The 25,598-nt window shown below is 36.2% G+C and carries 16 protein-coding genes and 1 pseudogene; 7 read left to right on the top strand and 10 right to left on the bottom strand.

Features of this window, described 5'->3' with window-relative positions; all coding sequences use genetic code 11:
• Nucleotides 1-3: 3 nt before the first annotated feature.
• The 3 genes from ACQY44_RS21470 to rhaT all read right to left on the bottom strand — a co-directional run bounded on the left by ACQY44_RS21470 (nucleotide 4) and on the right by rhaT (nucleotide 4,690).
• A complete protein-coding gene (locus ACQY44_RS21470; protein WP_428232316.1) occupies nucleotides 4-1,278 on the bottom strand; it encodes a TIM barrel protein in 1,275 nt (424 codons plus the stop codon).
• A 195-nt stretch (nucleotides 1,279-1,473) separates the two neighbouring features.
• Nucleotides 1,474-3,615, bottom strand: a complete 2,142-nt coding sequence (locus ACQY44_RS21465) for a bifunctional aldolase/short-chain dehydrogenase (protein WP_428232315.1) — start codon at nucleotides 3,613-3,615, stop codon at nucleotides 1,474-1,476.
• A gap of 25 nt (nucleotides 3,616-3,640) precedes the next feature.
• Entirely contained in the window at nucleotides 3,641-4,690 is a 1,050-nt protein-coding gene (gene rhaT / locus ACQY44_RS21460; RefSeq protein ID WP_428232314.1) for an L-rhamnose/proton symporter RhaT, read from the bottom strand.
• Nucleotides 4,691-5,080: 390 nt separating this feature from the next.
• Here rhaT and ACQY44_RS21455 point away from each other — a divergent pair, with 390 nt between their 5' ends.
• Complete coding sequence (locus ACQY44_RS21455; RefSeq protein ID WP_428232313.1) at nucleotides 5,081-6,121, top strand: GntR family transcriptional regulator; 1,041 nt, start codon at nucleotides 5,081-5,083, stop codon at nucleotides 6,119-6,121.
• A 214-nt stretch (nucleotides 6,122-6,335) separates the two neighbouring features.
• Here the strand turns inward: ACQY44_RS21455 and ACQY44_RS21450 are convergent, their stop codons facing one another.
• The 7 genes and pseudogenes from ACQY44_RS21450 to ACQY44_RS21420 form a co-directional block, all read right to left on the bottom strand.
• Nucleotides 6,336-6,833 (bottom strand): hypothetical protein, encoded by a 498-nt coding sequence (locus tag ACQY44_RS21450; protein ID WP_428232312.1) that lies wholly within the window; start codon nucleotides 6,831-6,833, stop codon nucleotides 6,336-6,338.
• Nucleotides 6,834-6,976: 143 nt separating this feature from the next.
• A complete protein-coding gene (locus ACQY44_RS21445) occupies nucleotides 6,977-8,662 on the bottom strand; it encodes a family 20 glycosylhydrolase (protein ID WP_428232311.1) in 1,686 nt (561 codons plus the stop codon).
• Between the two features lie 8 nt (nucleotides 8,663-8,670).
• Nucleotides 8,671-9,483 carry a family 20 glycosylhydrolase gene (locus ACQY44_RS21440; protein WP_428232310.1) on the bottom strand — a complete coding sequence of 271 codons (813 nt, stop codon included), beginning with the start codon at nucleotides 9,481-9,483 and terminating at the stop codon, nucleotides 8,671-8,673.
• A gap of 19 nt (nucleotides 9,484-9,502) precedes the next feature.
• On the bottom strand, nucleotides 9,503-10,975 hold the full coding sequence (locus ACQY44_RS21435) for a glycoside hydrolase family 10 protein (protein ID WP_428232309.1): 1,473 nt from the start codon (nucleotides 10,973-10,975) through the stop codon (nucleotides 9,503-9,505).
• Nucleotides 10,976-11,155: 180 nt separating this feature from the next.
• Complete coding sequence (locus tag ACQY44_RS21430) at nucleotides 11,156-11,977, bottom strand: alpha/beta hydrolase (RefSeq protein WP_428232308.1); 822 nt, start codon at nucleotides 11,975-11,977, stop codon at nucleotides 11,156-11,158.
• Nucleotides 11,978-11,988: 11 nt separating this feature from the next.
• Nucleotides 11,989-12,258 (bottom strand): annotated as a pseudogene (locus ACQY44_RS21425) (glucosamine-6-phosphate deaminase); the annotation flags it as partial.
• A gap of 133 nt (nucleotides 12,259-12,391) precedes the next feature.
• Nucleotides 12,392-13,141, bottom strand: a complete 750-nt coding sequence (locus tag ACQY44_RS21420) for a DeoR/GlpR family DNA-binding transcription regulator (RefSeq protein ID WP_428232307.1) — start codon at nucleotides 13,139-13,141, stop codon at nucleotides 12,392-12,394.
• Nucleotides 13,142-13,385: 244 nt separating this feature from the next.
• On the opposite strand from ACQY44_RS21420, the gene ACQY44_RS21415 reads away from it, so the two are divergent.
• The 6 genes from ACQY44_RS21415 (at nucleotide 13,386) to ACQY44_RS21390 (ending at nucleotide 25,497) form a co-directional block, all read left to right on the top strand.
• Entirely contained in the window at nucleotides 13,386-16,673 is a 3,288-nt protein-coding gene (locus tag ACQY44_RS21415; RefSeq protein ID WP_428232306.1) for a SusC/RagA family TonB-linked outer membrane protein, read from the top strand.
• Between the two features lie 24 nt (nucleotides 16,674-16,697).
• Nucleotides 16,698-18,428, top strand: a complete 1,731-nt coding sequence (locus ACQY44_RS21410) for a RagB/SusD family nutrient uptake outer membrane protein (RefSeq protein ID WP_428232305.1) — start codon at nucleotides 16,698-16,700, stop codon at nucleotides 18,426-18,428.
• A 249-nt stretch (nucleotides 18,429-18,677) separates the two neighbouring features.
• Nucleotides 18,678-19,877: an exo-beta-N-acetylmuramidase NamZ family protein gene (locus tag ACQY44_RS21405; protein ID WP_428232304.1), complete on the top strand. Its 1,200-nt coding sequence runs from the start codon at nucleotides 18,678-18,680 to the stop codon at nucleotides 19,875-19,877.
• Between the two features lie 66 nt (nucleotides 19,878-19,943).
• A complete protein-coding gene (gene murQ, locus ACQY44_RS21400) occupies nucleotides 19,944-20,771 on the top strand; it encodes an N-acetylmuramic acid 6-phosphate etherase (RefSeq protein ID WP_428232303.1) in 828 nt (275 codons plus the stop codon).
• 144 nt (nucleotides 20,772-20,915) lie between these two features.
• Nucleotides 20,916-22,421, top strand: a complete 1,506-nt coding sequence (locus tag ACQY44_RS21395; protein ID WP_428232302.1) for a sodium:solute symporter — start codon at nucleotides 20,916-20,918, stop codon at nucleotides 22,419-22,421.
• A 79-nt stretch (nucleotides 22,422-22,500) separates the two neighbouring features.
• Entirely contained in the window at nucleotides 22,501-25,497 is a 2,997-nt protein-coding gene (locus ACQY44_RS21390) for a glycoside hydrolase family 3 N-terminal domain-containing protein (RefSeq protein ID WP_428232301.1), read from the top strand.
• Nucleotides 25,498-25,598: the final 101 nt, after the last annotated feature.

Raw genomic sequence — 25,598 nt, 5'->3', positions numbered from 1 at the left:
TTTTTATAATCCTGTAGCCATTGTTTTTAAACCTCTTTCTCCTATTAGATTTTTTCTAACAGCAAGACTACGATACAATTCAACCGGATTTAATGCTGCACCTGAACGCAAACGTGCCTCAGCAACCAAAGCGCGAACATCTGTACGGAAAGCATCCTGCAGGATTTCCTGTGCTTTTACCACATCATTTTCCTGCTGTGCAATTTCTAATGCTTTTCTATCTACCAAAAGTGCCTGAGCATAGGCAATCATAATAGCCTCTACTGATTGTAACAGATCTTCTAAAGGATCTTTTATGTTGTGTGAAGCGTCGATCATCCAGCCTAAATCTTTGGCGTGATTCATTCCGCGGGCATCCATTCCTTCAACTAATTCATTAAAAATCAAGAATAATTGATAAGGTTTTAAAGCTCCGGCGGTTAAATCGTCGTCTCCGTATTTTGAATCATTAAAGTGAAAACCACCTAATTTTTCTTCCATCAATAATAAAGAAACAATTTGTTCGATATTAGCATTTGGCAAATGGTGGCCTAGATCGACAAGAGTTTGTGCTTTGTCTCCTAACTTTTTTACATAGGAATACGATTGTCCCCAATCTGCGACTGTAGTCGAATAAAAGTTGGGCTCAGCACATTTGTATTCTAAAAATAATTTCCAGTTTGAAGGCAATGCATCATAGATTTCTTCCAGGCTCTCTAATGTATTTTGGTACGCTTTTCTGAAGTTTAACTGTCCCGGGAAAGAAGATCCATCTGCTAACCAAATTGTTAGTGATTCTGATCCTAATTCGATTCCGTGCTGGATTACTTCTATATTATGTGCAATCGCTTCTTTACGAACTGCTTTGTTTACATTTTGTAACGAACCGAATTTATACGAATTGGCCTGACCTGCATGATCCTGAAACGTATTCGAATTCATGGCATCAAATCTTAAATTGTGCTGTGCCGCAAGACTTTTTATGGCTCTGTAATCACTTGGAATATCCCACGGAATATGTAATGAAATAGCTCCTGAAGCATTGTTTAAAGCATGAAGCAAACCTACATCCTCGATTTTTTCTTCTATCGAACGTGGTTCCCCACCTCCGGCAAAACGTCCGAATCTTGTTCCTCCTGTTCCTAAAGCCCAGGATGGAATTGCAATTTGAAAATCAATTAATTTTTGAATAATCGATTCTGTATCACCAATTTCTGATACTGTAAAAGCAAATTTATTTTGATGTTTTTTTAATAATTCTTCGTTGTGAGAGGCTATATTGTTTGATCCGATTAACATATTATTTTATCTTTTAATAGAGATTACAATATATAAATTATATAAATTGAACTCTGGTTTAACGTTACTATTTTATGCTATTTGCTCGCTTGCACAAGCTGTAATGTCTAAAAAAATCTAACGTCCGAATGCTATCGAACGTTAGATCACAAAAAACCACTTTTGCTTTAAACAAACTTAAAAAAACTTAACAATCTATCTGTAAAAGCCCATTGATACCCCGCCGTCTACGTTCAGGGCATTTCCTGTTGATTTATCCAGTAAACCACCCACAAATGCGAAACAAGCGTTTGCAATATCATCCGGCAATATAATTTCATTCAATAACGTACGTTTTGCATAATAGGCCGGTAATTCTTCTACCGTAATACCGTATGCTTTTGCACGACCTTCTGCCCAACCGCCAGACCAAATATTGGAATCTGAGATTACTGCATCGGGATTTACAGTGTTTACACGAATTTTATCTGCTCCCAATTCGGCAGCCATCAATCGTGATAAATGTGCCTGAGCGGCTTTTGCCGAACCGTAGCCCGGATTGTTTGGTCCTGCAACCACAGCATTTTTAGACACAATATTTACGATGTCTCCGCCAAATCCCTGTTTGCGCATGACTTCGATTCCGGCTTTTGAAACAATAAATTGTCCTTTTACCAAAATGTCATATAATCTGTCCCACTCTTCAAGGGTGTGTTCTGCAATAGATTTAGAAATACTAATTCCGGCATTATTCACTATAATATCAGCACCACCAAAAGCCAGACAAGCTTCGTCTAATGCTTTTTCAGTACTTTTTTCATCGGTAACATTCAATAAAGTACTGGAAACAGCATCTTTACCAAACAACTTAGCAAATTCAGCTGTAGCAGTTTCTAAACGTTCTTCGTTAATATCATTAATCACTACACAAGCACCTTCCTGAGCAAATTTTTTGGCAATAGCCTTACCAATTCCACCGGCAGAACCTGTAATAACAGCGACTCTTCCTGACAATGCTTTCGGTTTAGGCATACGTTGTAATTTTGCCTCTTCCAGCAACCAATATTCGATATCAAATGCTTCCTGATGTGGTAACGAAGTATATTCTGAAACTGCCTCTGCACCTTTCATCACGTTTACTGCATTGATATAATATTCAGATGCCAGACGTGCCATTGTTTTATCTTTGGCAAACGTAAACATCCCCACTCCCGGATACAAAATTACCACCGGATTAGGATCTCGCATGGCTGGTGAATTCGACTTTTTACACGTATTGTAATAGTCCTTGTACATGGCACGATATGCTTCAAAAGCAGGCTTTAATTTCGCTTTGATCGCATCAACATCTGATACATCTTCGTTTGGTTCTAAGGTTACAACCAAAGGACTGATTTTGGTACGTAAAAAGTGATCCGGACAAGAAGTTCCAAGAGGTGCCAGTTTCGATAAATCGTTAGAATTAATGAATTCCAAAACTCTTGCATCATCTGTATAATGACCAATCATCTGACGCTCTGATGAACAGAAACCTCTTAAAATTGGTGCTACTTTTGCTGCTTTTAATTTACGATCAGCTTCAGGCAGGCTTTCTATCTTTTTACCTCCAAAAACCGGACGTTTTTTTCCGTAGTTATTTTCTAAATATTCTGCACATTTCTCGATTACTTCAAGCGTGTTGATATAGCTTTCGTATGCCGTATCTCCCCAGGTAAACAAACCGTGAGAGCCTAACATGATGCCGCGTAGTTTTTTACCTTTTTTCTCCGCCTCTTCCAGACAACTTCTTAACTGAAGTCCTAAGTCAAAACCGGGACGCTGCCATCCTACCCAGCCAATCTCTCCGTCGAATAATTCTTCTGTGATTTTAGCCCCGTCTTTTGCTGCAGCGATTGCGATTGCGGCATCAGGATGTAAATGATCAATATGTGTGAATGGTAAAAAGCCATGTAAAGGCGTATCGATAGAAGGTGCTTTTGAAGCCAAATCGAAAATACAGTGATTGAATAATTCGACCATTTCATCCTCAAACTCAATTCCTCTGTATACATTTTCGAGATTGCGAAGTCTGTCTAAATATAGCGCTGCACAACCCGATTTTGTCAATGTACCAATGTCTCCACCAGAACCTTTAATCCACATCACTTCAGAGCTTTCTCCGGTTAACGGATCTTTATCCGTAATTTTTACCGAAGTGTTTCCACCCCCATAGTTAGTCAATCTTAAATCGGCTCCTAATAAATTAGATCGATAAATGAAAAGCGCTACTTCATCTCCTGCCAGTGCTGCTGCCTTAGCGTCATCCCAAAGATAGCTTACATGCTTAAAAGTCATATTATTTATATTTATATTCGACATTGTTGTTATGTTATATTTTGTGTTTTTATAATGAATTTCCAATTCCAACCAAAACAATCGACAGCATAATTAATCCTATCCCGCATAAAAAAGTTCTGAATGTCTTTTGTGAAACACCTTTCCATTCTTTCAAATAAAAACCCCAAAGATTAGCCGTCAGAATAATAGTTGCCATATGCAGAATCCACGAACTGGCACCATTTCCTAATTTACTTTCGCCCATTCCGTAAAAGAAAAATTGTAAAAACCACATGGTTCCTGCAGTAGCCGACCAAAGTATATTTTTAGCAATGGGTGCATTTTTATTGGTATAATCTGAGAATGTTTTATTTTTGAAATTAAGGTACATGCACCATATAAAGTTGGTGGTCAAACCTCCCCACATCAGAACGATATAAGTAACGTTATTTTGAAACAACGGATTACAACCGTAAGCTACAGCCGTTTCTGCCATTGGTTTTCCGGCTTCGATTCCGTAGTTAAAAAACGAGCTCAGAATACCTGAAATAACCGCAATAATTAAACCTTTCACTAAACTGAAATCTTTGTCCTTGTCTTCGTGTCCTGTCGCAAAATCTTTTTCTTTTAAGATTCCTGCTCTTCCGGAAATTGCAATACCTAAAAGGCAAACCGCCACTCCTGCCAGAACCATTTGTCCACCCGGATTGGACAGCATATCACTAAAGGATATTTTACCCGCTGTTGGGTATAAATCATAATAAACAGAAGGAACCAAAGCGCCAAAAGCAGAGCAGAAACCAAGAATAATAGAATTCCCCAATGACATTCCCAGATAGCGAACGCCTAAACCGTATGTTAATCCTCCAACTCCCCAAATCAATCCCATTGAGAATGTAAAAGCTTTGATGGATGGAGAGGCAGTTGTAATAATCTCAACAAAATTTGGAATCGTTAAATAAGCAGCAATTGGCGGTACTATTAACCAGGAGAAAAATCCGCCTACAATCCAGTAGCTTTCCCAGGCCCAATCCTTTACTTTTTTAAAAGGCATATAAAAACTACCTGAAGAAAACCCTCCGATAGAATGAAAAATAATTCCTAATAATGATTCCATTAATAATTTTGTTTTTGGTTAATTGTGATAGTTAGTTTGGTTTTGTAAAATAATAGAATGTAAAAAAGAAAACTGTCCTGTACTATCCTTTATACTCTTGTTATTTATGTTAAAACTGATGATTATTGCAAAGAACAACCTGATTATATTGGAAATATAAATTTAAAATTTCTATTTTAGCAATCGATTTCGTAATTATTATATCCTCAATTTGCAATAAAACAACAAATAAGCAAAAACGTAAAACAACCCTTATTTAATTTGAAAATCTTTGTGAGAAAAGTAGCAAACGGACTTAATTATCGATATTTTAAATAAACCTTTTTGATACAGATTTTAAATCAAATTTATAGTGCAACAAGTTGTCGCCTAATTTACAAGCCATAAGAAATGATTAAACTTATTAAAATAGATGAAGATTCCAGGGTTCCCAAATACAAACAAATTGTAGACTCCATCCTGCAAAATATTGCCAACGGAAATTTAAAAATAAATCAAAAAATCCCTTCCATTAATAGCTTTAGTGAAGAGTTCTACATGTCCCGGGATACTGTCGAAAAGGCGTACAACATTTTAAAAGAGCGAAAAATAATATCTTCTATCCGTGGAAAAGGATATTATATTACCAGAACGAAGCTTGAATCTAAAGTAAATATTCTGTTTGTACTGAATAAACTGAGTGCTTATAAAATGAAAACGTATAACTCATTTATTAATACAATTGGAGCAAATGCGCATACTGACTTACATATTTATCATTGTGATGAAACCCTGTTTTTGAACTTACTGGATAAATTTGAAGGGGCTTATGATTATTATGTCATTACAACACATTTTAAAACAGATGAACTCAAACATTTGAGTTTTACGAATGAAGTAGCAAAAGCGATCCAGGCAATACCTGACGAAAAACTGGTTTTGATGGACAATATCAAACTGGGAATGGAAGGCGAAATCATCAAGATTTATCAGGATTTTGAAAATGACATCTACAATGCCTTAAAAGAAGGACTTTCGAAAATCAGTAAATACAATAAATTAATTTTAGTATATCCGGATAAGGCTGTTTATCCTTATCCAAGAAGAATCCTGCACGGATTCAAAAAGTTTTGTGTAGAACATGAAATCAATTTTGAAGTTCTGAGTGAGGTTTACGATGATATGATCCTAAAAAAAGGAGATTTGTTTATCACGATCGAAGAATCGGATTTGGTGAATTTAATGAAGCAAATTCGAGATGAAGAATTTGTCCTGGGGAAAGATATTGGTGTGATCTCTTATAACGACACGCCTCTAAAAGAATTACTGGGAATAACCGTGATGTCTACCGATTTTAATGTAATGGGGGAAACCGCAGCCCGTATGATCCTGAACAAAGAAAAAGGCGATGTAAAAGTTCCTTTTAATTTTATTGATCGAAATTCGATTTAGGAGTTATTTAGAATTTGAAAACAATCTGTAATCTTGAGATTGTTTTTTTATAAAATGAATGTTTAAATCCTGTTAGGATTATCAAAGTAGGTTTGTAAAAATCAAGAAGTCAATAGTCCGAAAAACATAGTAATTCAAAAAAAAAGAGACTTTAGTCTCTTTTTTTTAAAATAATAAATACTTCACATTCAATCGACAGCAAATACTATTACACTCAAAAATCAGCATTCAAAATCATATTGGAACGCTGTGGAATAGCATTAACAATACTCATAATCTCCTCAGAAGACAATATAATTTCTTTAAAATCCGATAGATAAAGATAGCCTCGTTCCGAATTTGAAAAATCATCAAATCTATCTCGCTCTATTTCAAAACTATAAACAATGTTATTCTTAGCAGATGGTAAATCTAAGAATAATTGATAATTAATCTGAAATTCTTCATCACAGTCTTCGATACCTATTTTACGGCTAAAAGTAACTTCCTTACTTACATGGTTTATAAAAATCGAAATTATTATATTATCTTTCTTTATATCGTCATCTTTGAAATAAATAAATGCATTATTCTCTTCATAAAATTCAAAGAAAGAATTCAAATAATCTTTTACAGTAAGTAACTGATTTTTATTAGACTCTTTAACTAATTTTTCTTTTAATATAGTAGCCATCTCGGGCAATCTCTTACTATAAAAAGTATTACTATTCATTATCATAATTTAAAATTTTCTCACGAAAACAATTTTCTTAATGCATTCCGGAAACTATATTATCTGTGATACTCAAAATATTTTACTAAAGATATTATTTTTTACCACTCCCGATAACTATCAGAAGTGGCTAACATTTTTGCTTAAGGAGTAATCCTCAAATCCTGAGCCGCCATAAGCTGTTCGTTGTTTGTTCCTGTGATCACAATTTTAACTGCCTTTACCGGTTGTTTTGGGTAAATTGATGCATTTCCGTAATCAAAACTATCGCCTTTTTCAAAATCGATACCGTTATACGAATATTCAACATGACCATCGTTGATAATAAATCTTGGATGGTGTGGAATCCCTGTCAGCACATCAATTTTAGAAGAAACCACAGGATTGGTAAAAGTGTACAAAATCCAGTCCCCATTGACACACGGAACATCTGTACGCAAATAGGTTTCTGCATTATAATCTTCTAATTTTGAAATTGGAAATTTAGGGTTTTCAGCCATCGACGAAGTAACTTTTACCTCTGGTTCCAAATAAGAAGAACAATTGAAATTGACTTTCGCAGAAGATTCTTTTGCTTCTTTATTTTCTACCGTAAAATCCAGACGATACGTATTTTTTTTGTTGTAATTCTCAATTACAAAGCGCAAACGGGGTTTTGATTTTAACGTTTTCTCTTCCGGATAGCTTTGTATCAGTTCATCATTTTCAAAAAGCGAAACCGCTCTGACAGCACCACTAATAGCCTCATCTGATGTTGGATTAAAAGTGAGGTACCAAATCCCTTTTTTATCGACATTTTCGGAGATATTCTCTGAAATATTTAAAATCTCAACTTTAGAGGTATTCCAATTTGCGACCGGTAGTTTTTCAACTTTTACAGCCGGACTTGCAGAAACTTCATTAAAGAAAGTACGGAACAGATAATTCTCGTAATCCTTTGTCGGAATTGGATGGGTATATAAAGGAGATGCTCTCGTAGGTTCGTTTCCTTGTGTATCATAACGTACAACCGCTCCATCATAAGGAGGAGTTACGGTAATACTTCCGCTTTTATAAATAGCTGTAGGCGGAAAATCCCGAAAATTAATTCCCATACTGGCCAAGCGCTGTAAATGACTATGGGTTAATCTGCTGTAGAAATCATCCCAATTTTTATCTTCTTTTTTAGTCCACCCAATTTCTGACAAGGCGGCAATTCTCGGATAACTTTGATATTCCATAAATCGGCCCGGACGGTCCAGATATTCACTCCACAAAGCCCCCTGAACCCCTTTTATCATTTTTTGCTGATCGGGCGTTAGCTCATTATCCGGAATGGGTTCAAATGAATAGGCTCTTTTTGTATCTGTAATGGCGGCCCAGCGATGACCTCGCTCATTTTCAGACTGTGCCATGTCAAAATAAGTAAATTGCCCCGGCATCATAATCGTTTCATGTCCTTTTTTAGCCGATTCAATTCCGTAGCTTATTCCCTGCCAGGCACTAATTAAGGTATTTGGATTTATTTCTCCTCCTTTTAAAATTTCATTCCACCCCGCCGTTTTTCTATTGTATTTTTCTACGATTTTTTCGACACGTCTAAAGAAATAATTCTGAAGCTGAAAACTATCCGTATATCCTTCTTTTTCCATCAAAGCCCTGCATTTTGGGCAATGCTCCCAATTGGCCCTGTTCACCTCGTCTCCCGCAACATGAATGTATTCGAAAGGAAACATTCCTGCAAATTCCCTGATGACAGAATCCAGTATTTGGTAGTTTTCTTCACGCCCCACACACCAGACATTTTTTACTTCTCCCTGAACACTTTTAGTTTTCCTGATTAGTAACACACCCCACTTCAGGATATGCTGCTGTTACTGCGCGCGAGTGTCCCGGAATTTCGGATTTCAGGCATAACCGAAATACCCCGGGCTGATGCATATGCTACGACTTCTTTCATATCTTCCTGCGTGTAGAAACCTCCATAACGTTTGTTTCCTGAACCGTACGATGGCAACAATACTTCACCCGGTCCTCTCCACGCTCCTTTTGTAGTCAGATCCGGCATTGATTTGATTTCAGCTCTCCATCCGTTATCGTCTGTAAGGTGCCAGTGAAAAACATTCATTTTATGTGCTGCCAGCCAGTCAATATAATTTTCAACTGTTTGTTTATCAAAAAATTGTCTTGAACAGTCAAGCATCATTCCGCGCCATTCAAAACGGGGATAATCTTCGATTTTCACAAACGGAATTGTTCCTTTCGTAACTTCTTTTGCAGAACAAATCTGCAATAAGGTTTGAAAACCGTTCAACACCCCGCTTGAAGATTTCCCTTTTACTATAACTCCTTTTTTGGTTACAGTCAATTTATAGCCCTCCTTTGGAAGGTTCATTTTTTCATCTACCAGAAACGATATTGTATTTTTATCGGGTTTATTTCCAGTAGCAACTGTCGCATTAATCCCTGTATTTTTAAAAAAATTACTTGCAATATAATTGCTACTTTTTTCTATTTTTTTGTCCACAATAATTTTCACCGATGAAGGGACCACAAACACTTTCTCTTTTTGTTCTATTTTTACAGGCCTTGGAATAATATCCAGTTTCTGAGCCTGTACTACATTCAGGGAACTCAGCAAAATGGCCATTAGTAAAATACGCTTTTTCATCTACTCGCTTTTTATTCTATTAAAATTGTATTGGACTACTTTCGGTTTGCGTATTACTCAAAGCGGTAATAGCATACATGTATTTTTTTAAATTAGCATTCGGTACTTCTAATTTTGTAGCTGTCGTAACATAATAAATGTTTTCTGGATTAGAGAAATCGGTTATTTTTCCTTTAAGAAATCTATAAATTACATATTTTTGGTTGTGTGCTCCCGGTTTCCATGTCAGTACTGCGTGTTGTCCTTTTCCGGCAAGAGAAGCATTAGTTGGCGGCTGTGGTGTTATTCTTGTAATCCTGTTCGCTTCAGGCGTTAAGGCGATATATTTATATTCTTTTTCGATAAGAGGCTTTCTCAGCGTGTCGCCTTTTTTAAGAAAAGTAGATGCCGTAAAATGCATAGAACCGTCGATCAATGGCATAGTGCGAATCATTTGTATCTGCTTCACAATCTGATCCGGACCTCTCCATTCAGCTTCTTTAGCCGTTTTCGAAATCTTATAATCTCCGTGACCGATATATACATTTGCCCCGTATTTATGCACCGCCCACCATTTTGCCAAAACTTCAAAATTAGCCCTGTCAAAACCTATGTGCCAATACAATTGCGGTGTTACATAATCGATCCAGTTTTCTTTTTGCCATTTTAAAATATTGGCATACAAGTCGTCATAATTTGTAGCTCCCGCCACCGTGTTTGAACCTTCTGAATCTTTGGCAATGTTGCGCCAGACTCCAAATGGCGAAATTCCAAATTCGACTTCCGGTTTATTGGCAATTATAGTATCCCGTATTTGTTTGATGATCAAATCGACATTATCTCTTCTCCAATCGTCTTTGTCTTTAAATTGGCGAGGCTCTTTGGCAAATGCTGCCTGATCAGGAAATTCTTGTCCTGTAATTTTATAAGGATAAAAATAATCGTCCATATGTATGGCCTGAATATCATAATTGCGAACTATTTCACCCACAACAGAGGCAACAAAATCTCTGGTTTCTTGATAACCCGGATTAAAATATCTTGTTTTTCCGTACGTAACAAACAGTTCAGGTTTCTTAAAATACAAATGATTTTTTGAAAGTATTTCATTGGTTGTATCTTTTTGTACACGATAGGGATTAAGCCAGACGTGAACACTCATTCCGCGTTTTCCTGCTTCATCAATCATTAATTGCAATGGATCAAAACCGGGAGCGACTCCCTGAGTTCCGGTGATCCAGTGCGATGCAGGTTCTTTTGTCGATTTGTAATAGGCATCTGCCGTGGGACGGATCTGAAAAACTACGGTGTTCAGGTTGTTGGAGCGTAAATTATCCAGAAGCGTGATCATCTCAGTCTTCATTTCTTTGTCTGACAAACCCGGTTTTGATGGCCAGTCGATATTGTCGACTGTAGATATCCAGGCTGCACGCATTTCTCTTTTCGCCGGTTGCTGGCTAAAAACATAGCTTTGAAACAGAAATATCAGAATTAAAAATTTTAGACTTTTCATAATATTATTTTTGGTTAGTTAATATAGTTTTTAATCTGTAAAAGAATCGCTTAACCGCAATTCCGATAGCTATCAAGAGTGGCTAAAAAATACCTAACAGGTTTTTAAAACCTGTTAGGATAACCAAACAAAATTGATGCGTTACCTTTTTTACAAAATCGCAACACACCATAAGTTATTTCATTTTATTTTGTCATTAAAGAAATTATAGAAAAACAGTAATTGAAATTTCAGGGAGTTTTCCCAATATTTAATATTGTGTTCTCCGGGACGTTCTATGTAATCGTGATTTATTTTTAAAGCAAGCATTTTTGTGTGAAGATCCCTGTTTACATCGATAAAAAAATCGTCGACACCACAATCAATAATCAGTTTTAGCTTGTTGTCTTTTACCAGTTCAAGCATATTTACCACCGTATTTTTCTCCCAGTTTTCAGGATATTCTGTTATAGGACCCAAACGTTTTTTGATATCCCACTTGTCAGGAAACGGACGAAAATCAACACCTCCGCTCATACTTCCTGCGACAGCAAAAATATCCTGATGCCTGAACGATAAATACAATGCGCCGTGCCCGCCCATGCTAAGACCGGATATTGCCCTGCCTTCACGGTTTGCAATCGTTTTGTATTTCTTGTCTATAAAGGGAACTAATTCATCAATTATATACGTTTCATATTTGAAAGCCGTATCAATTGGACTGTCAAAATACCAGCTTGAATAATTTCCGTCAACACCAATTACAATAAAACCATATTGATCAACTTGTTGTCTTAATTCTTTAAAACTCTTTGCCCAAGTGGCATAATTGCCACTATAACCGTGAAGGAGATAAACAACCGGAAAATTTTTGTTGCTTTTTTGATAATTATCGGGAGTTATTACACAAGTTTTTATGTTCTTATTCATTGCAGCACTAAAAACTTGCAAAGTATCTACTTTAGCTGCTTTTGCAGAAAAAAAGAGGAGGACAAAGAATATGGTATAAATTGTTTTTTTCATAGTAGTACAGGAAAAGAAATCACATTGCTAAAACCAAGGTTCTCTTCTCTGTGCATACGAACCAATTCCCGGTATACTTTTATTGGCGAAGATGCTGTTGCCAGACCAGGCATACAAGATTCATTTTTAGTTTGTTTTAAATGTATTAATTCTGCTATTTCGTGAGCAACAAATTTTGAATCCTGAAAAGCATTCTCAAAAATTACATTATCCTTTTTTTCAAATCTGGTTTCTTCAAATTTTACCGCTATGTGGTATGCCAAGGAAGTATCGGTTTTCATACTATACTCATTAGTTAAAATTAATTTAACAAATATATATAAAAATCGAAACGATTACATTATTTTGCGTTATTTAACAAAAATAAAATTAAAAACAGCAAAATAACGCAGTAAAAACAAGCTAAAAGTTCAATTATAAGACAAAAACACCTGATTTTCTATATTCTTCCAGTCTTATATCCTCCGGATCTAACTCTGTTACTATGGTGTCGAGCTGTACAAGATCACAAACACCATGAGGCATTTTGGTATTTAATTTATTAGAAGAAAACATAGAAACTACTCTTTCTGAAGATTCTATCATCGCTTTCTTTACAATAGAAATCTCATATCCTACTTCCGTCAAGCCTTGTTTGACGCTAATACTACTGGCACCAATAAAACAAATATCAGCTTTAATCTTTGATAGAACCTGCATCACATCCATCCCAATCGTTACCATTGCTTTTTTCTGCATTTTTCCTCCTATAAATATTAAATCTATGTTTGGGTGTTGGGACAATTGCATTGCTATTGGTAAACTATAAGTATAGATTGTCGCTTTTAAATCTGAAGGAATCAGCTTTGCAAACACCAGGTTGGTACTTCCTCCACTCATTATAATAACCTGTCCGTCATGCAATAAAGACAATGCTTTTGTGGCGATCTTTTTTTTCTCCTCTTCAGCCGCTATATTAATGTTAAAAACATCTACAGATTTTTCTATAAATTCTATAGCCCCTCCATACACTTTCTGAAGCAACTTTTTGTTATCTAATTCGTTTAAATCTCTCCTTATTGTATCTTCGGAAAGATCCAGAGCCAAAGCCAAATCTGTTGTAACAACCTTTTGTTCTTCAAGGAGTTTAGTCATTATAAATTTATGTCTTTCGGCTTTCAGCATTTCTTAAAAATTAAAAATTCAGCACAAATATATCAAATAATTCAATTCGAAATATGACGATTAATGTACAAATGCAATAGTTTGCACGTTTAAAAATAAATCAGTTAAAATGCAGGTATCAAGAGTAAAATAATGCATTATTTTGCGTTTTATTGAGCTTTTTTTTAAAAAAAACACACAATATTGCATTTATACGCAATAAATAAATATATTTGCTCAACAACCATTAAAAAACCAAATAATTATGAAAAAATTATTCCTTATTTCATTGTTGGTTTTGTTCATTCAGACAACATTTGGGCAAACAAAAACAATTACAGGAACTGTAAAAAACAAGGCGGACGGGTTTCCTTTACCTGGCGTTAGTGTTCTTATTCAAGGAAGTACCAACGGTACTACAACTGATTTTGACGGAAACTTCAGTCTCCCGGCAGCTTCAGGTCAAAGTCTTAGCTTTAGTTATATGGGTTTTGAGACTAAAATCGTAAAAATTGAGGGACAGCAAAAAATCAACATTGATCTTTTAGAAAGTACTTCTAAATTAGATGAAGTTGTAATCGTAGGTTTCTCTTCTCAGAAAAAAACGAATTTAACCGGCGCTGTTGCCTCAATCGATGTAGCTAAGACAATTGGCAGCCGACCTCTAACAGATGTAAGCAAAGCCTTGCAAGGAACTACACCTGGTGTAAATGTTAGTTTTAACTCCGGAAATATCAATCGTGTAGCTAAAATAAACATTCGCGGAAACGGAACTATTAATGGTTCAGATGATCCCTTAATTTTGGTTGATGGGGTTCCGACGGATTTATCTCTTATTAATCCAAATGATATTGCAACCATGACCGTTCTTAAAGATGCCGCTTCTGCTTCTATCTACGGAGCACGTGCCGCTTTTGGAGTAGTTTTGATTACAACTAAAGGAGGAAAAACAGGAGAAGGAAAAGTGAAATTTTCTTATTCTGCCAATACCGCTTTCGTTAATCCTATTTCTACCTTAAAATTCTTAGATCCAACAGAAGAAATTCCGGGATTAGTTGCTGCCGGAACACGTACTGACGGTGCTGTACCAGAGATCTTTGGTGCAAACTACAACACTTTACTTGCCGGAATTAAAAACTGGAAAGAAAAATATGCAAACAATCGCACCAGTAATGAGATGGTGTATGGTGAAGACTGGGAAATAAAAAATGGTACTCCTTATTTCTACAGAGTCTGGGATGCTAATAAAGAATTGTATGCAAGCAATGCGCTTCAGACTACTCACAATCTTTCTGCACAAGGTAACTTAGGAGAAAAAAGCTCTTTCTTTGCTTCATTCGGTCTTACTAATCAGGACGGTATGTTAAGAGTAAATCAGGAACAAAGAAAAAGAACCAACATCAATTTAGGTTTTACTACAAAATTGGCTGACTGGCTTACAGGTGATTTCAAAATAATGACTATTAACAGTTCGTACGACCAACCGTTTAACTACTATGGTGGTTCTGGTACTGATGATACCACTTATGGTGGTTATTTTGGATATGCGCTTCGTTGGGGGCAATATTTTCCAAATTTCGGAACCTACAGAGGCTATAATTTCCGTACTGCAGGAGGTTATTTGTCTAATGCATCAAGAAATGAAAACGTACAACGCAACAACAGGCTAAGTGCCAAATTTACAGCAGAGATCACTAAAAATTTTAATGTGATAGCCGAAGTAAGTAACGTAACGAACACATACGACAGAAAACAAAATGGTGGTAAATTCTTAGCTTGGGACAGCTGGTCTGCAATGCCCTATGACGCTACCACAATACAAACTGCTGTGCCTGCAACTCTTGAAACAGGAAATGATTATGTAGCACAATCTAAATCAGAGTCCGTTACAAATGTGGTAAACATTTATGGGAACTACAAAAAACAAATAGACAAACATGGTTTCAAGTTTTTAGCAGGTTTTAACTCTGAATGGCAGGATTTCTCCCGTAATTATGCAAGAAGAAACACCCTTTTAGATAAATCAAAACCGGAGTTTAATCTTGCCGTAGGGGAACAATTTGTTTCAGGATCTGCTAATAAAGATCTAAACCCAACAGAAACAACGTACTCGATTGCGGGTTTCTTTGGCCGTATCAACTATGATTACAACGGAATTTACTTATTAGAATTAAATGCCCGTTATGATGGTTCTTCAAAATTCCCTACAAGCGAACAATGGGGATTCTTCCCTTCTGCTTCTGTAGGATATAAAATTGTGAATGAAAAATTCATGGAAAGCACGCGTAGCTGGTTAAACGACCTTAAAATACGTGGTTCTATCGGTGCAATTGGAAATCAAAACGTAGGAAACAATGCTTTCTTATCTATCATGAATGCAAAAAATCCTTCATGGGTAAACAGCGGTTCTACATTGCCTCCGTCTACTAATTTACCTACTAATGTTGACCCTTCATTGACCTGGGAAAAAGTATACACAAAAGATGTGGGTATTGATGTAAGAATTTTTGATATGCTTGGTGCTTCGTTTGACTGGTACCAACGTGACACAAAAGGAATGTTGGCTCCCGGCATAACGCTTCCGGGTTCATTTGGACAAAATGCTGCTCAAACCAACTCAGGAAACATGCAAACAAGAGGATGGGAATTATCTTTGAACTTTAATAAAGATCTTAGCGAAAATGCTTCTGTTTTCGTGGATGTGGCTTTGTCAGATTATAAATCTGTAATTACAAAATGGAACAATACTTCTAAATTATTAGGTATAGTTACCACAGATACCTACCCTTATTATGATGGATTCGAAATTGGTCAGATCTGGGGTTTAACCAGTGACAGACTTCTTCAGGCTGATGATGTAATTACCAATAACGGTAAAACGGTAAATGGTGTTGATTACTCTAAAACAATGGTCGGTAACTTTAAATACGGAGCCGGAGATGTACATTATATAGACAAGGATGGAGATGGTGTTATATCACGTGGAGCAGGAACAGCAGACGATCATGGAGATTTAAGCAAAATTGGTAACACCACTCCACGTTACAAATATGGTATAACATTAGGTGGGAAATACCGCGGATTTGATGTTTCAGGTTTCTTTCAGGGAGTTGGAAAACGTGATTACTGGGCTGCTTCTGATGCTGTTTTGCCTTTTTATCGTGCACCTCAGCAAATGTATGCCAATCAGGCTGATTACTGGACACCGGAAAATACGGGGGCTTATTTTCCAAACCCGTACTACGGGAATGAAGCGAATACGCTTGGTTCAGGTACTACAGGTTCAAACAACTTTGTTACATCAACAAGATATTTATTAGACATGTCTTATTTCCGTCTAAAAAATGTTACTCTTGGATATTCACTATCAAAAGAGTTAGTAAAAAGAGCGCGCTTAGAGAAAGTAAGAATTTATGCATCAGGCGAAAACCTGGTAACTTGGGCAGACAAACGTCTTCCTGTTGACCCTGAAATTGATGAAACAGAAGTTTTCTGGGGAAGGGCTTATCCTTATACCAAAACAATATCCTTTGGTGTTGAGCTTTCTTTCTAATCCTAACAATTCAAAACTTTTAAAATGAAAAAATCAAATATAAAATCAAGATTTCTGCTTCTGTTTGCTGCTATAGCATCAATGACCGTAGCTGGTTGTTCAGATTATCTAACTGATGATCCAGCAGATAAATTTACAAACGATAACTTCTGGCAATCAGAAGATAATGTAAAAACATTTTCATGGCTTAACTATGATACCTTTTATGGTTACGGAAATGGCACAACAATCGGACTCTCTTTTTTCTATTATCATGGAAGTGATTACAGAGTAGATGATAACTTGTCTGCATTTACTTTTTATCAAATGCCGGTTACGGCAGCAACTACAAATGTTTATTCCTGGAATGAATATTATACGCTTATCCGTCGCTGCAACCTGATGTTGGATAAAGTACCCAATGTGGCTATGCCTGTAGAAAAAAAGAACCACTATATTGGAGTCGCTAAATTTTTCAGGGCTTATACTTATTATCGTTTAGTACAAAAATTTGGAGACGTTCCTTATACTGATAAATATCTGGTTCAGGGAGATCCTGCAGTTTACGCTCCGGCAATGCCAAGAGCTGAAATCATGGATAAAGTAATTGCAGATTTAGAAGAAGCTGCAAACCTGATGCTTGCAAATGATGATAAAAATGCTACTGTAAATAAGTACACGGCTTATGCTGCTTTAAGCAATGCCTGTCTTTATGAGGGAACCTACAGAAAATATCACTTAGGTCAGGATGGCAGCACATATCTGAACAAAGCTAAAGTGGCTTCACTAGCGATAATGAACAATCCTGCTTATAAATTAAATGCCGATTGGAAATCGCTTTACAACTCTGTTGAGTTACTGGGTAATACAGAAGTGATTCTTGCAAAACGTTATTTAACAAACGTATTGATGCACTCTTTACAAAACTATACGAATAGCTCAACAATACAATATGGTTTAACAAAATGGGCTGCTGACAGTTATGTAACAACAAACGGATTACCAATTCAACAAGCAGGAAATGCTCAGTATACCGGTGATGACAGCGTTACAAAGACATTTGCCAACAGAGATCCCCGTTTTGGTAAAACTGTAAATCCTGCCAACTACGGTTATAAAGGAAAATCATTTGGTACCGCTGCATTGGTTTCGATGTCAGGATATGTATTCGAATTGTACAACAATCCTGCAACAACAGGTCCTGACGTTACAACAGGCGGACGTAATTATACTGATGCGCCATTATTTACATTGAGCGAAGTATATTTAAATTACGCCGAAGCTGCTGCTGAATTGGGTAACGCTACCAATAACGATCTTGATATTTCGATCAATAAAGTACGTGCCCGTGCAGGAATTGCACCTTTGACTACTGACGGAACGAATGCTTCTGCAGGTGGTGTACAAATCAATGATCCAAGAAGAACAGCTGCTTTAGAACAAATTTCGGGTGTTGTAAATCCTTTAATCTGGGAAGTTCGTCGTGAGCGTCAAATTGAATTTATGAGCTGGACAACTTTAAGACAAGCTGATATTTACCGTTGGAAAAAAGGAGATTATTTAGATACTTCAAAAAATCCGGATGCCAATCTTGGTGCCAGAATTGGAACTCCTGTTGGAACACAAACGGTAGTAGATGCAAACGGATATGTGAAAATTTATCCAACCAGCAACAGAAATTTTGAAGCCAAACATTATTTAATGAATATTCCAACTAATGATATTGATCTGTATAAAGCTCAGGGTGTAACATTAAAACAAAATCCGGGCTGGTAATACTCAGGAACTAAAAATAATACACTACCTCTGAACATACAAAAACAGAGGTAGTATTTTTAAATTATTTCTTTCTAAAAGACATTAAATCATCTGACGAAAAATAAAAAATCATGGTCTGAAACGCTCAGAACAAACTTTTTAGACTACTCTTAAGACATCCGTCAAAAAAAATCAAATTGTAATCAAATAATATTCTAATTTTATTTAGTCGATTTTTGTGTTCTAACTGCTAAACTATACCGTAAAATGATCAAATTCATAGTAAAAAGTGTGCTTCTTATACTTTCTGTAATGTACACCCCGTCTTATTCGAATTCATTAAAGCCTGTTGTAACAACCAGCCCCATAAAAATTAATAAAACCACCATTAAGACCGGAGCTGATAATTACGAAAAATACCTGCCCTTACTGAAAGATAAGAAAATAGGAATCGTCACTAATCAGACCGGAATTTTATCCAATAAAACACATGTGGTCGATTTTTTATTAGAGAAAAAAATCGCCGTACAGACCATTTTTGCCCCGGAACATGGATTTAGAGGAACTGCGGATGCAGGCGAACTCGTAGTTGACGGAAAAGACCCAAAAACCGGATTGCCTATTATTTCTCTTTATGGAGACAATAAAAAACCTAAACCTGCACAATTAGCAGGAATAGACATTATGATATTTGATTTGCAAGATGTTGGAGCACGTTTTTATACCTATATTTCTTCCTTGCATTATGTTATGGAAGCTTGTGCAGAAAACGGGATTCCACTTATCGTTCTTGACAGGCCCAATCCTAATGGCGGTATTGTAGACGGACCACTTTTAGAAAAAGAATTTACCAGTTTTGTGGGCATGCATCCTGTTCCGCTACTTCACGGAATGACCATTGGAGAATATGCACAAATGATCAATGGTGAAAAATGGCTTAAAAACGCCGTTCAGTGTAAACTGACCGTTATTCCTTGTGTCGATTATAACCGAAAAATGGAGTATCGCTTATTGGTAAAACCTTCCCCAAACTTACCCAATGATCAAGCTATAAACCTATATGCCAGTTTGTGTCTTTTTGAAGGAACGAATGTAAGTGTGGGACGCGGGACCGAAAAACAATTCCAAATTTACGGTTCTCCATTTTTAAAGAAAACGAACTTCAGCTTTACCCCAAAACCAAATTTTGGTGCCAAGGATCCTCTTTATAATGGAAAAGAATGTTTTGGTGAAGATTTAACCACGTATCCTAAACTAACGCAATTAGAATTAAAATGGTTATTAAAAGCCTATCAAAATACCAGTGACAAAACGAAGTTCTTCAATGCTTTTTTTACCAAACTTGCCGGCACAAAAAAATTACAACAGCAAATTGAAAGCGGAGTTTCAGAAAATGAAATCAGAAAAACCTGGCAGAAGGATTTAGAAGCCTTCAAAAAAATGCGTTCCAATTATTTAATCTACTAAATCAACGGGATTATAATCTTTCTCAAAAAAATAAAAAAATCAATTTAAAATTAAAAAAAAAATAAAATGTCACAAATAAATCCGGATACAGAACGCGAATCTCTTTATGTCAACTTAGATAAAATGACTACAAATGAGTTGCTTTCGAACATCAATAAGGAAGATAAAAAAGTAGCCGATATCGTTGAAGGGCAAATTCCAAATATCGAAAAATTAGTAGACGCGATTGTTATAAAAATGAAACTTGGCGGAAGACTTTTTTATATTGGAGCAGGTACATCAGGACGAATTGGTGTTCTTGATGCCTCAGAATGCCCTCCTACTTTTGGAGTTCCGGACAATTGGATTATTGGTATTATAGCCGGCGGTGAATCTGCTATTAGAAAAGCGATTGAAAATGCAGAAGATGACGTTGATCAGGCGTGGAGAGATTTATCAGCATACGAAATTTCGAATTTAGATGTGGTCATCGGAATTGCTGCTTCAGGAAATACCCCGTATGTTATTGGCGGACTAAAAAAGGCCAGGGAAAATAATATTGTAACCGGCAGTATTTCCTGCAATAGTGAAAGCCTGATTTCAAAAGAAGCTGATTATCCGATCGAATTGATTGTAGGGCCGGAATTCCTAACCGGAAGTACGAGAATGAAAGCCGGTACTTCTCAAAAATTAGTGCTGAATATGATCTCAACATCTGTCATGATCAAGTTAGGAAGAATCTACGGTAACAAAATGATCGACATGCAATTGTCTAATAAAAAGCTCGTACAAAGGGCCGTTGAAATGATTATCGAAGAACTTCAAATTGATCAGGAACTGGCTTCTGACTTATTGAAAAAGCACAAAAGTGTAAGGGCCGTTTTACTCGCTCAGAACAAAAATCTGGAAGTTTAATCCTAAAACTATTTAGAATCTTTTCTAAATTTATACCCATTAAACCCTTAAATTAAACCATTCGGGATTCAGCAAAGACCTAACCGTTTTAAACATTGGTTACGTCTGTCAACAGCATAAAAACCAAACCACTAAAACTATAAAATGACACCAGGCACAATCCTTCTTCTAATTATTATTTATTTTGGAACATTATTCTACATCTCGCACAGAGTAAGCAGAAAAGATAGTGGTAATGATGCTTTTTTTACGGCCAATAAAAACTCTAAATGGTATTTAGTTGCCTTTGGGATGATAGGAACGGCTCTTTCCGGAGTAACTTTTATCTCTGTTCCCGGAGAAGTTGGTGCTGCAAGCGGGGAACAATTCAAATATTTTCAGTTTGTTTTGGGGAATGCCATTGGGTTTATAGTGATTACAAAGTTGTTATTGCCGTTGTATTATCGAATGAATTTAACCTCTATTTACGGCTACATCGAACAAAGAATGGGCTTTTACAGCTACAAAACGGCTGCTTCTATTTTTCTGATCAGCAGAACCGTAAGCTCGGCATTCAGACTTTATCTGGTAGTTATTGTATTACAACGTTTTGTATTTGATTTTTATCACATTCCGTTTGCCTTTACCGTATTAATATCTTTAATCCTCATTTTTTCTTATACGTACAGAGGCGGATTAAAAACCATTATTATTACAGATACTTTACAGACTTTTTTCCTGGTTACTTCGGTTTTTCTTACCATTTATTTTATTTGCGACCGCATGGATTTAAGTGCCATTGGAGCTTTCGAAGAAGTAAAAAACAGCAATTATTCCAAAATATTTTTCTTTGACGATTTTCTGGGCAGTAAATTTCATTTTGTAAAACAAATATTAGGCGGAATGTTTGTTACTATTGCCATGACAGGGCTTGATCAGGATTTAATGCAAAAAAACCTCAGCTGTAAAAACATTGGCGAGGCACAAAAAAACATGTTCACTTTTACAGGGATTTTCGTTATCATCAATATCTTCTTTTTAAGCGTTGGTGCTTTGCTTTACATCTATGCCAATAAAAACGGAATTGTGATCCCAACTGATTTGATTACAGGCAAACCGCGAACTGATTTACTTTTTCCTGAAATCGCGCTGAACCATTTGGCTACAATTCCGGCAATCGTATTTTTATTAGGAATCATTGCCGCAACTTTTGCTACCACTGATTCTGCATTAACAGCTTTAACGACTTCTTTTTGCGTTGATTTTTTAGGTATGGACAAAGCCGAAAATAATATGAAAAATACCGTTCGTAAAAGACATTGGGTTCATATTAGTTTCTCAGCATTGATATTCTTTGTCATACTGATTTTCAATTCTATCAACGATAGTTCTGTCGTAGGTATGATATTCAAAGTTGCTTCTTATACCTACGGTCCGTTGTTAGGATTATACGCTTTTGGATTGTTTCAAAAATCAAGAAATGTAAAGGACAAGCTAGTTCCTGTAATCTGCTTACTATCTCCTTTCTTTACCTATCTGATCAATGAAAATTCAAAAATATTGTTTTCAGGATATGTTTTCGACAATGAACTAATTGTGCTAAACGGATTATTGACATATCTGGGATTATTCCTGACAAGTTCCCGCAGCAGTAAACAGATCTCTTTTTAAACCACCTGAAAAGCATACACAATTTGCTATAACTAAAATGATAAGGAATTAGAAATTTATATCCTCCAAAAAGTACACGATGAAAAACTATTGCATAAAAATCAGCTTATACGCCACACTTCTCCTTCTGATAACCAATTGTGCTTCTAAAAAAGACAAGACGCCTACAGTTTTAACAAAAGACCCCGTTTCAAAAGATACGGTCGTTTACGTAGCTCCAAATAAATCTGAAAGAAAAACTTTTTTCAAAGATTCTGACAGGGAAACCAGTTGGGCTGACAGTATTTACGGCGAAATGTCGCTTCGTGAAAAAATAGGTCAGTTGTTTATGGTTTCAGCCTATTCTAATAAAGATTCTTTGCATACCAATGAAATCAATAAATTAGTTCAGGAGTATAAAGTGGGCGGATTGATTTTTTTTCAGGGTGGCCCGGTTCGTCAGTCCAGATTAACCAATTTATACCAGTCGAAAGCAAAAGTACCTTTATTTATAGGAATTGATGCTGAATGGGGATTGGGAATGCGACTTGATTCGACCTATATTTATCCCTGGAACATGACTTTAGGGGCTATTCAGGATGTAAGTTTAATTGAAAATGTTGGAAGAAATTTGGGTACCGAAGACAAACGAATCGGAATTCATTTTAATTTTGCCCCCGTTCTTGACATCAATACCAATCCTAAAAATCCTATTATTGGCAACCGTTCTTTTGGCGAAGACAAAGTCAATGTAAGCAACAGGGCCATTGCCTTAATGAAAGGGGTACAAAGCCAGGGCGTTTTTAGTACCGGAAAACATTTTCCCGGACATGGTGATACCTCAACAGATTCGCATTATGCTTTGCCTCTGGTCGGTTTCTCCAAAGAACACCTCGAACTGATCGAATTGTATCCGTACAAACGAATTTTCGATGAAGGTCTGGTATCGGTTATGGTTGCCCATCTTAATATCCCAAGTTTAGAACCAAGACCTAATTATCCTTCTTCGGCTTCTTATAATGTAGTCACCAATCTGCTTCAAAAAGAATTAGGTTTTGAAGGTTTGATTTTTACCGATGGACTGGCCATGAAAGGTGCCAGTAATTTTAAAGCTCCCGGTGAGCTGGAGCTGGCTGTATTTCTTGCCGGAAATGACATTTTGCTTTGTCCCGAAAATGTACCGGTGGCAGTACAAAAACTAGAAACAGCCTATAATGAAGGGACTATTACAGAAGAACGTTTGGCACATTCCGTAAAAAAAATATTGCATTACAAATTCAAAGCGGGATTGAACCACTACAAGCCAATAGCCATCAAAAATATCTATAATGACCTCAATCCGTCGCAAAATGATGCGTTGCATTATAAATTATATGAAAATGCCATTACGGTCTTAAAAAATGAAAAAGACATTCTTCCTATCCAAAACCTGGATCAGAAGATCGCTTATGTCAAAATGGGAGATGATGTCAACAGCACTTTTGTCACCACATTAAAAAAATATACGGAAGTTACCGAAGTTTCCAACACTAATATCGACAATCTCAACAACGAACTAAAAAAATACGATACTGTTATAATTGGTTTTCACAAAATCAACAAACCCTGGGAAAAGCAGGATTTTACAGTTGCTGAATTGCTTTGGCTGCAGGAAATTGCAAAGCACAACAAAGTAATTCTGGATATTTTCGCAAAACCTTATTCCCTGTTGTCCATTACGGATTTTGATGATATTGAAGGATTGGTAGTTTCTTACCAAAACTCGAATATCAGTCAGGTAGTTTCGGCTGAATTGTTATTTGGAGCCATCTCAGCCAAAGGAAAATTGCCGGTATCTATTAATACCTTTTTTCATGTAAATGATGGTTTAACAACAGAAAAATTAAACCGTTTGGCGTTTACTGCACCAGAAAATATAGGTATGAATCCGGTTATTCTATCTAAAATTGATGCTATAGCCCAAAAAGCAATCGATGGCAGAATGGCTCCGGGAATGCAGGTACTTGTCGCCAGAAAAGGAAGTGTCATTTTCCAGAAATCATACGGCAATCAAACTTATGATAACGGTAAAAAAGTGACCAATACGGACTTGTACGATGTTGCTTCGATTTCAAAAATGATTTCAACGCTGCCTAACGTGATGCAATTATACGATAAAGACAAAGTAAACCTGGACACAAAATTAAAAGACATGGTGCCGTTTTTTGCCAAAACAAACAAAGAAAACATCATCTTCAAGGATTTACTGACACATTATGCGGGATTACAGGCATGGATTCCGTTTTATAAGGCAACTTTAGGAAGTGATGGAAAACCTTCAACCAAATATTACCGTAAAATAGCCGAATCTCAATTTTCTACAAAAGTTGCAGACAGTCTTTATATCAGAAATGATTATCACGACACCATCATGAAAATCATTGCCGATAGTCCATTATCGCTAAAAAAAGAATACAGATACAGCGATTTTACTTTTATTATCTTAAAAGAATATTTAGAAAAAAAGACGCATAAAAAATTAGAAGACCTGAGCCAGCAAAATTTTTACAGTACGCTCGGGATGAATAATACACTTTACAATCCGTTAGACAGATTCGATAAAAGCAACATCGCCCCTACTGAAATTGATACTTATTTCAGACATCAGGTGATTCAGGGATATGTTCACGACATGGCAGCAGCTATGGAAGGCGGAGTTGCAGGTCACGCAGGGATTTTCTCTAATGCCATGGATGTTGCTAAAATGATGCAAATGTATTTGCAAAAAGGAAACTACGGCAACAAACAATATTTTTCTCAACAGACATTCGATGCTTTCAATACTTGTTATTATGCAGATAAAGGCATACAAAGAGGTTTAGGTTTTGATAAACGAATAGGCAAAGACGGTCCAACTTGTGCATGTGTGTCACCTTCTAGTTTTGGCCATACCGGATTTACAGGAGACATAGCCTGGGTTGATCCCGAAACAGAAATTGTTTATGTCTTTTTATCGAACAGAACCTATCCGGGAACTAATGGTGATGAGAATAAATTAGCAAAAGGAAAAATACGTGAAGATATTCAGAAAATAATTCAGGAAGCCATTATAAAATAAAGCATACAAAAGGAAGTACATCTCTTTTGCAGGAGCAAAATTTATTTTCCACCTTAAAAACAGTTTTCTCCTTATCAATAATTAATGAAACCAAAAAACAA

The sequence above is a fragment of the Flavobacterium sp. genome, from assembly GCF_965277525.1.
Taxonomy (GTDB): domain Bacteria; phylum Bacteroidota; class Bacteroidia; order Flavobacteriales; family Flavobacteriaceae; genus Flavobacterium.
Note: the sequence above shows the minus strand (reverse complement) of the source record. Positions and strands in the feature narration are given on the sequence as shown.

Excerpts from the sequence above, each read along its gene's own strand:
- ACQY44_RS21430 (WP_428232308.1), bottom strand. The coding sequence starts at position 11,977 with ATGAAAAAAACAATTTATACCATATTCTTTGTCCTCCTCTTTTTTTCT.
- ACQY44_RS21455 (WP_428232313.1), top strand. The coding sequence starts at position 5,081 with ATGATTAAACTTATTAAAATAGATGAAGATTCCAGGGTTCCCAAATAC.
- ACQY44_RS21410 (WP_428232305.1), top strand. The coding sequence starts at position 16,698 with ATGAAAAAATCAAATATAAAATCAAGATTTCTGCTTCTGTTTGCTGCT.
- ACQY44_RS21415 (WP_428232306.1), top strand. The coding sequence starts at position 13,386 with ATGAAAAAATTATTCCTTATTTCATTGTTGGTTTTGTTCATTCAGACA.
- ACQY44_RS21465 (WP_428232315.1), bottom strand. The coding sequence starts at position 3,615 with ATGTCGAATATAAATATAAATAATATGACTTTTAAGCATGTAAGCTAT.
- ACQY44_RS21450 (WP_428232312.1), bottom strand. The coding sequence starts at position 6,833 with ATGAATAGTAATACTTTTTATAGTAAGAGATTGCCCGAGATGGCTACT.
- ACQY44_RS21420 (WP_428232307.1), bottom strand. The coding sequence starts at position 13,141 with ATGCTGAAAGCCGAAAGACATAAATTTATAATGACTAAACTCCTTGAA.
- ACQY44_RS21405 (WP_428232304.1), top strand. The coding sequence starts at position 18,678 with ATGATCAAATTCATAGTAAAAAGTGTGCTTCTTATACTTTCTGTAATG.
- rhaT (WP_428232314.1), bottom strand. The coding sequence starts at position 4,690 with ATGGAATCATTATTAGGAATTATTTTTCATTCTATCGGAGGGTTTTCT.
- murQ (WP_428232303.1), top strand. The coding sequence starts at position 19,944 with ATGTCACAAATAAATCCGGATACAGAACGCGAATCTCTTTATGTCAAC.
- ACQY44_RS21435 (WP_428232309.1), bottom strand. The coding sequence starts at position 10,975 with ATGAAAAGTCTAAAATTTTTAATTCTGATATTTCTGTTTCAAAGCTAT.
- ACQY44_RS21395 (WP_428232302.1), top strand. The coding sequence starts at position 20,916 with ATGACACCAGGCACAATCCTTCTTCTAATTATTATTTATTTTGGAACA.
- ACQY44_RS21470 (WP_428232316.1), bottom strand. The coding sequence starts at position 1,278 with ATGTTAATCGGATCAAACAATATAGCCTCTCACAACGAAGAATTATTA.
- ACQY44_RS21390 (WP_428232301.1), top strand. The coding sequence starts at position 22,501 with ATGAAAAACTATTGCATAAAAATCAGCTTATACGCCACACTTCTCCTT.
- ACQY44_RS21440 (WP_428232310.1), bottom strand. The coding sequence starts at position 9,483 with ATGAAAAAGCGTATTTTACTAATGGCCATTTTGCTGAGTTCCCTGAAT.